Annotated in this window: 8 protein-coding genes; all 8 read left to right on the top strand. The window is 57.7% G+C overall.

Going from position 1 to position 7407, the window contains the following annotated elements:
- The coding region (locus AC1D1P_RS10085; protein WP_477672868.1) for a sugar phosphate isomerase/epimerase family protein at positions 1-516 on the top strand (516 nt) is incomplete at its 5' end.
- On the top strand, positions 506-1261 hold the full coding sequence (locus AC1D1P_RS10090) for an SDR family NAD(P)-dependent oxidoreductase (RefSeq protein ID WP_477672869.1): 756 nt from the start codon (positions 506-508) through the stop codon (positions 1259-1261). The genes AC1D1P_RS10085 and AC1D1P_RS10090, both read left to right, overlap by 11 nt.
- Positions 1262-1282: 21 nt before the next feature.
- The gene (locus tag AC1D1P_RS10095) at positions 1283-2122 is read left to right on the top strand and encodes an SDR family oxidoreductase (RefSeq protein WP_477672870.1); all 840 of its coding nucleotides are present in this window, start codon (positions 1283-1285) and stop codon (positions 2120-2122) included.
- Between the two features lie 80 nt (positions 2123-2202).
- Positions 2203-3354 carry a polysialyltransferase family glycosyltransferase gene (locus AC1D1P_RS10100; RefSeq protein ID WP_477672871.1) on the top strand — a complete coding sequence of 384 codons (1152 nt, stop codon included), beginning with the start codon at positions 2203-2205 and terminating at the stop codon, positions 3352-3354.
- A gap of 17 nt (positions 3355-3371) precedes the next feature.
- Positions 3372-4265 (top strand): methyltransferase, TIGR04325 family, encoded by an 894-nt coding sequence (locus AC1D1P_RS10105; RefSeq protein WP_477672872.1) that lies wholly within the window; start codon positions 3372-3374, stop codon positions 4263-4265.
- A gap of 13 nt (positions 4266-4278) precedes the next feature.
- Entirely contained in the window at positions 4279-5706 is a 1428-nt protein-coding gene (locus AC1D1P_RS10110) for a lipopolysaccharide biosynthesis protein (protein ID WP_477668524.1), read from the top strand.
- Positions 5703-6701, top strand: coding sequence for a CgeB family protein (locus tag AC1D1P_RS10115; RefSeq protein ID WP_477672873.1), 999 nt, complete (start codon positions 5703-5705; stop codon positions 6699-6701). Before AC1D1P_RS10110 ends, AC1D1P_RS10115 begins: the two co-directional genes overlap by 4 nt.
- Positions 6694-7407: glycosyltransferase (locus tag AC1D1P_RS10120; protein ID WP_477672874.1), on the top strand; the 714-nt coding region annotated here is incomplete at its 3' end. The genes AC1D1P_RS10115 and AC1D1P_RS10120, both read left to right, overlap by 8 nt.

The following is a 7407-nucleotide window of genomic DNA, read 5'->3' on the forward strand; positions in this document are numbered from 1 at the left end:
GCCAAGGCTTGTTCCGCGGTCGGCATCGTCATGATGGTCCTGCCACTGGTCGACAACGGCAGCCTGGCGACACGCGCTCAGGAAGACCGACTGGTCTCCGTGCTGCAGGCTCACGCCCCGCTGCTGGCCGAACTTGGCGTGCAGGTGGTCTTTGAGTCGGATTTCGGGCCGTCCGAGCTCGCACGTTTCATCGACCGGCTCGATCCAGCATTGTTTGGCGTGAACTACGACATTGGCAACAGCGCTGGGCTCGGCATGCGGCCTGCCGACGAAATCGCGGCCTACGGCCATCGCATCGTCAACGTGCATATCAAAGATCGCGTGCTCGGCGGTACCACGGTGCCACTTGGCACAGGCAGCGCTGATTTCGAAACTGTTTTTTCGGCACTCGCAAAAGTTGACTACAAAGGCAATTACATCCTGCAAACCGCCCGGGCACATGACGGCGACCATGCGGGCGCGCTTTGCCGCTACCGCGACATGGCTGTCAACTGGATAGCACGCCATGGAGCTTGAACTCAACGGCAAAACAGCCCTGGTCACCGGTTCCTCACGCGGAATCGGCCGGGCCATTGCCGAGGCGCTGCAAGCCGAGGGCTGTAGGGTCGCGATAAACGGACGCGACGCCGATGCCTTGAAGTTGGCATCTATGACCCTGAAATCCGCGGCGGCTGTCGCGGGCGATGTCTCCGACGCAGGCCAGGCACGACAGGTTGTCGATGAAGCGACCCGGGCGCTCGGCAGGCTCGACATTCTGGTTTGCAATGTCGGTAGCGGCCGTTCGGTGGCACCAGGCCTGGAGACTCCCGAGGAATGGCAACGCGTGTTCGCACTAAACCTCTGGAGCGTCACCCATACGGTCGAGGCAGCGCGTACCGCGCTCGCCGCTTCGCGCGGCGCTGTGATCTGCATCTCGTCGATCTGCGGGCTCGAGGTCATTCCGGGTGCACCGGTTACCTATTCTGCTGCCAAAGCCGCATTGCACGCCTACGTGCGCGGCATTGCCCGACCACTCGGCGCCCAGGGTGTGCGCATCAATGCGATAGCACCCGGCAACATTCTGTTTGACGGCTCCGTGTGGGACAGAAAACTGGCAGCCGATGCAAATGGCGTGCAGTCAATGCTGGCCGCCAACGTCGCACTGGCGCGCCTCGGTACGCCGCAGGACATCGGTCAACTGGCGGCGTACCTCGCCTCACCACGCTCGGGTTTTGCAACCGGTGCAGTCTGGACACTCGACGGCGGCCAGGTCCGCGCATAGCGGCAACTCGAAGGAACACCCATGACTACCGCATTCAAAAAGTTCGATCTCACGGGAAAAACCGCGCTGATCACGGGTGCCGCAGGCTTGCTCGGCCGGCAACACGCTGCGGCCCTGCTCGAAAGCGGCGCGAGCGTGGTGCTTACCGACATCGGCGAGGACGCACTCGCGTCGGCTAGGGAATTTCTCGCGGGCACAGCGGAAATCGACCGCATCCACACGGCGATCCTCGATGTTTCGAACCCGGAAGCGGTCGCCGCGCTATCCGCGCGACTCGCGGCTGCCGGACAACGGATAGACATTTTGGTCAACAACGCGGCGATTGACCCCAAGGTTACGGCTGGCGCCGGCATGGTCGAAAGCTCTCGTCTCGAGAACTTTCCGATCGATCAATGGAATCTGCAARTCGCGGTCGGGCTGACCGGCGCGTTCCTGTGCAGCCAGGTCTTCGGCACTGCGATGGCCGCYGACGRCAARGGCGGCGTAATCCTGAACATCGCRTCAGACCTTTCGGTGTTCTCGCCGGACCARCGCCTGTATCGMAAACCGGGACTGCCCGAGCATCTGCARCCCGTCAAACCGGTTACTTACTCCGTCATCAAGGCTGGCCTGATCGGCTTGACGCGTTACCTCGCAACCTACTGGCCAGAACAGGGCGTGCGCGCCAATGCAATTTCTCCGGGCGGTGTGTTCAATGGCCAGGGCGAAGAGTTCGTGACCCGGCTCAGCGCATTGATCCCGTTGGGCCGCATGGCGGCTGGCGACGAGTACCGTGCCGCCGTGCAATTCCTCTGTTCGGACGCCTCTTCGTATATGAATGGCCAAAATATCGTGATGGACGGAGGAAGGTCGGTCTGGTAGCAGCGTCCCACGGGCCGTTCAGCGCTGCGATGGCATCAACCACCAACCCCCATCACCACTCTCACCGGCTTTRCACACGTATGGTTTATTTCTCAATCGACAACGACCATCACACCAACCTGGCGTTGTCGATCATAGAAGAGAATCGGCTTCCCAAGTCCGGCGTGACGTTCATTTCACACCGGTCACCGCGCAACCAGTTGGCAGGGTCGCTAGGCTTCGCTCTTGAGCCGGTGGACGTCCATCCGCTATGTTCCGGCCTCAGCTTCAAGAATCCAATAAGTTACTTGAAGGCATATTTTCACCAGATACGGCTAAAGCACCGCTTTCAGTTCCGGTCGGGAGACTTGCTTGTCATCACAACGGAATATGAAATCAACAACGCATTTCTAGCCGCGCAGATGCGGCACGCTGGTGGACAGGTTTATCTCTACGACGAAGGCATTGGGTTTTATTTCAACAACAGCAGCTTCCACGACCGGCATCTTTCGTGGACCGACCGGTTATTCCTGGTCCTTTACAACTTTGCCTTCAAGGCATTGGGTATACCGGCCTATGCCAAAAAAGGATTCGAAGGCCGGATGTATGTCCGAATACGCGAGAAATACCTCAATGCCATCTATTCGAGAATGCGCCTGCCTATCGATCGGCCCGTGGAGATTCGCGGTTATCGGCATTTTTTGGTGTCCGAACAGTCGTTTTTGCCAAAGAATGATCAGGTTGCGATCTTCTTCGCCAACAATCTCGACGCTTTTGGCCTGAAAACCGAAGAGCTTGCAATCTCCGCAGAAGCCCTGCGCGTGTTGGCCGCAGCTTTTTCGGAGGTTCACCTGAAAATTCACCCGGGAGATTGGGCCGCTCAAAACGAAGTGTGCAGCTTCTACACTGCGCTGGCTGCTCAGCATTCCAATATTCATCTCATCGATAACGCGATCTCCAGCAACACTGCCATGGAGCAAATAAGGCCTGGGGTTGTCGTTGGAACCATGGGCGCGGCGATGTTCGATGCTTTCTTTTTCGGCTGTCAGCCGATTTTCCTATTTCATCTGCTGCCATCCGTCAGAGAATTCGGCGTCTGCAACTTCACCTTGGATGGCTTGGGCTACCGCTACATCGCGAATCTGCGGGAAATTGACCCGGGATACAAGTCCGGCGTGAACATTTCCTCGTTACTCTACGACGGCCCGCAGACCTGGAATTCGAACGTGGAAACGCCGGCTTCGCAGACTTAGCCAGTCATGAGACACCCATGCTCAAACATCTGATCAAACAAATTCTGCCGCCCATTCTTTTCGTATTGGCGCGCGGAGCCTTGCAGCGGCTGAAGCCGGAACGACCGATTTATGACGGCCTCTATCGGGATGCAGCGGAGCTACAGCCGTCAAATGACAATCCATTCGAGCACCCGAACTGGATTTCTTATGTTTCCGAAAGGGCTCACTCCCGCGTCGRCGGTGTCAGTCACCAAGACATGAACGAGATGTGCCTTTCGCTGATCGCATCGATCGCGCCCGCCGGTGATCACGCAGCCTCTTGTCGCATCGTCGATTTCGGTGGCGGCGTGGGTATGTATTGGCCGGCCCTGAAAACGCAAAATAAAGGGGGCAGGCAGCTTGATTTCACGGTCGTCGACAGCTCCGCCAACTGCGCACTCGGAACCAGGTTGTTCGGCGCAGATGGCGTGTCTTTTTCAACTGATTTTGAATCGCTGTTGACACACAGCGCCAAGATAGACGTACTTAACGTTTCAAGTACGCTCCAGTATTGTCTAGATTACGAAGCAACGCTGGCACTGCTGTGTCGCAGCCAGGCCAGGTTCATCATCGTATCCCGCCATCCGGCCCCCGGGGGCAATCAGCCTGTGGCCTACACCATGCAAAACGTCACGACCGTCAAAGGTTTTTGCGGGCGGATCCCGGTTGTATTGCTCAGCGTCGAACGGCTGGCTCAACTGATGCGCGGCCAGGGCTATGAGATGATTGCGGACTACTACAGTAACGCCGATTCCGGCAAATACTGGAAGAACGGCAAGAAGGCGATTCCAGAAGAATTCTCCCAAATTGTCGATCACGCCCTGGTTTTTCAGAAGCAACCGGGGCCACCTGCCGGCGATGCATCTGCGACTTCCGTCGTTGCTCTATGACCGGGAATAGAACGTGCTTGTAATCATCTTCGGGCGTGCCGCCCAATTCATCCTGCTCCTTTTGGTCATGCGGGTGGCTACGACTTATTTGCCACCTAGCGAAATGGGCCGTCTCTCGCTGATCACCGCCGCCACAGCCTTTTTTGCGCTTTTCCTCGTCAACCCGATTGGTATGTTCATCAATCGGAGGTTTCACGCCTGGGATGAACTCGGCCGCGCCAAACACTACCTCAAGCTGCACTGGATCTATCTTCTTGGTGTCTGCCTGTTCGCGGCGCTGACGCTCGGCGTGCTCAACAAAATCCACGCCTTCGGCTTCCAGTTCAATACCGCGTGGCTGCTGGTGCTGGTCTGTGGCTCGCTGTTGTTCAACACGATCAACCAGACCGCAATCCCATCGCTGAACCTGCTGGAGTTGCGCGGGCGTTTTATCGTCCTCACGCTCGCAACAATCGGCGTGGGCCTGGCGAGCGCCTATGCGCTGGTCGAATCCTTCGCACCGACAGCTGAATACTGGTTGCTCGGCTTGCTGATCGGCCAGACGGTGTTCGCGATCATTGGCGTCAAGTTGTTTTTCGACAAACTCAGCCCGGAGCAGCCCGCAGACAAACTGTCGCGCTCGCACCTCAAGCTGCTGTTCGACTTCGCCTGGCCGGTTGCAATCTCGGTCGGGTTTAATTGGCTGCAGACGCAAGGCTACCGCTTTTTCGTCGCCGACTCGCTGGGCTTGGCCGCACTCGGCCTGTTTGTCGCAGGCTACGGAATCAGCGCAGGGCTGATGGCCGCGTTCGAATCGGTGCTGACAACCTACTTCCAGCCGCGTTTCTACAAGCGGGTCAGCACCAGCACGATCGAGGAACAGTCCGCCGCCTGGAATAAATATGCTGGCGCGATCCTGCCCTCGCTGATGCTCGTAACCTTTTTGTTGATCAGTCTGGCGCCGGAGTTGACGCGATTCATGGTGGGCCCGGCATACCAATCGGCATCGCAGTTCGTGATCTGGGGCGTCCTGGCAGAAGGTGCACGCGTTGTTGCTGGCGTCTACAGCATGTCGGCCCACGCCAAGATGAAGACCCGTCTGCTGCTGCTGCCGAACCTGCTCGGCGCGGTCATCTGCATCGTGCTGATCAAGTTTCTGGCGCCTGGCATGGGTGCGCATGGCGTGGGTCTGGCGCGCTCGCTGGCCGGCGTCGGCATGTTGGTCGCCATGCACTACCTGATGATCGTCGCGCTCGACATGCGGCTGCCATTGCGTATGCTGTTCAAAGGCACCGCAATGGGCGCTGGCCTGATGCTGCTTGCGACGGCCGGCCGGTGGGCCATGAACAGCCAGGGCATCATTGCGGCGGGTGTGTTGATCGTTGTCACCGGGCTGGCCTTTCTGCCGATGTTCTACTGGCTGCTTTATCCATATTTGCCAAGGCACGACAAAGTTTCATGAAAATCCTCCTTGTTTGCATGTCGTATGACTATGGAGACCCGACGCGCGGTCATTCGTACGAGTACTACAATTTTTACCAGAGCCTGCTGGCGCTCGGACACGAGGTCGTGTTGTTTGACTACATGACCGAGATTCAGCACCTGGGCAAGCCAGCCATGAACCGCAAGCTGCTCGAGGTCGCGGCGGCGTCCAGGCCTGACTTCGCGATGTTCTCGCTTTACACCGATCAGTTCGAGCCGGACACGATCAAGGCGATGAAACAGCTCACATGCACACTGTGCTTTTTTCACGACGACACCTGGCGCGTCGAATTTTCCCGCTACTGGGCGCCACAGTTCGATTTCTTCACAACACCCGACGTATATGGTGAGCGGAAATACCGAGCATTGGGCCWGGAAAATGTGATCTATTTCCCGTTCGGCTGCAACAACAGCATTTACCGAAAAGCGTCTGTCGAAAAAATATACGACGTGTCGTTTGTAGGTGCCTGGCACCCCTATCGCGAATGGCTCATCAATCGCCTGCGCAGAGCGGGGTTCAATGTCAAAGTTGCCGGGTACCGCTGGCCAGGCGGCATCGTGTCGCACGAGGAGATGGTCCAGCTGTTCAATGAAAGCCGCATCAACCTGAATATGTCGAACTCGACCTCCTGGGACGCGCGTTACCTGCTGTCGTCCCCGCGCGGTCTGGTCAATCGCATCCGCTCGCCGAAGTCCGTCGAACAGATCAAGGCCCGTCATTTCGAGATTAACGGCACTGGCGGGTTTCAGCTCTCGTACTACGTTGAGGGACTGGAACGGCACTACGGTATAGGCACAGAGATCGCCATCTACCTGGACCCCGACGACCTTCAGCAAAAGGTTGCGCTTTATCTTGCAGAGACTGCACTGCGAGAAAGCATCGCCGATGCCGGTTATGCCCGGACTCTTGCGGAGCACACCTTCGGCCACCGCTTTCGACACGCGTTCGCCAGGATGGGACTCATCGATGCCTGACAATACACTGCCACTGGTCTGCATCTGCATCCCGACTTATAACGCGGAAAAAACCGTCGCAGCCACTTTGCATTCGGTGCTAAACCAGAGTTACGGGAACCTCAAAATTCACGTGGTCGACAATCATTCGACCGACAGCACGATCGCAGTTGTCGAAGGATTTTCTGACAGCCGCATCACGCTCTACCGCAACGCGGTCAATATCGGTGGCGAAGGCAATTTCAATCGTTGCATCGAACTGGCAACGGGGAAATACACCGCGATTTACCATGCGGACGATATCTACGAATCAGATATGGTCGCGTCACAGGTCGCATTTCTCGAGGCGCACCCACAAGCCGGAGCAGCGTTTACACAAGCACTGCTGATCGATGAGGACAACCGCCTCATCGGTGCGATCCAACAGCCCCCCGAATTGGCGGCCACTGGCCCGCTGCATCATTTTCCTGAGGTCTTCAGGGCGATTCTCAAGCACTCCAATTTCCTGATCTGTCCCAGCGTGATGGCGCGCACCAACGTTTATCAGCAGAACATCAAGAGCTGGCGTGGGGAACTGTTCGGCCCGAGCGGCGACCTTGACGTCTGGCTCAGGATGCTGCAGCTTGGGCCCGTCGGAATACTGCCGGGAGCGACCATGCGATACCGCATCAGCAGCAGCCAGTGGTCGGCAAATGTGCGCCTTGATACGCGCCGTGCGGCTTTTTTC

This window comes from Polaromonas sp. P1_E1_2 (assembly GCF_056406035.1).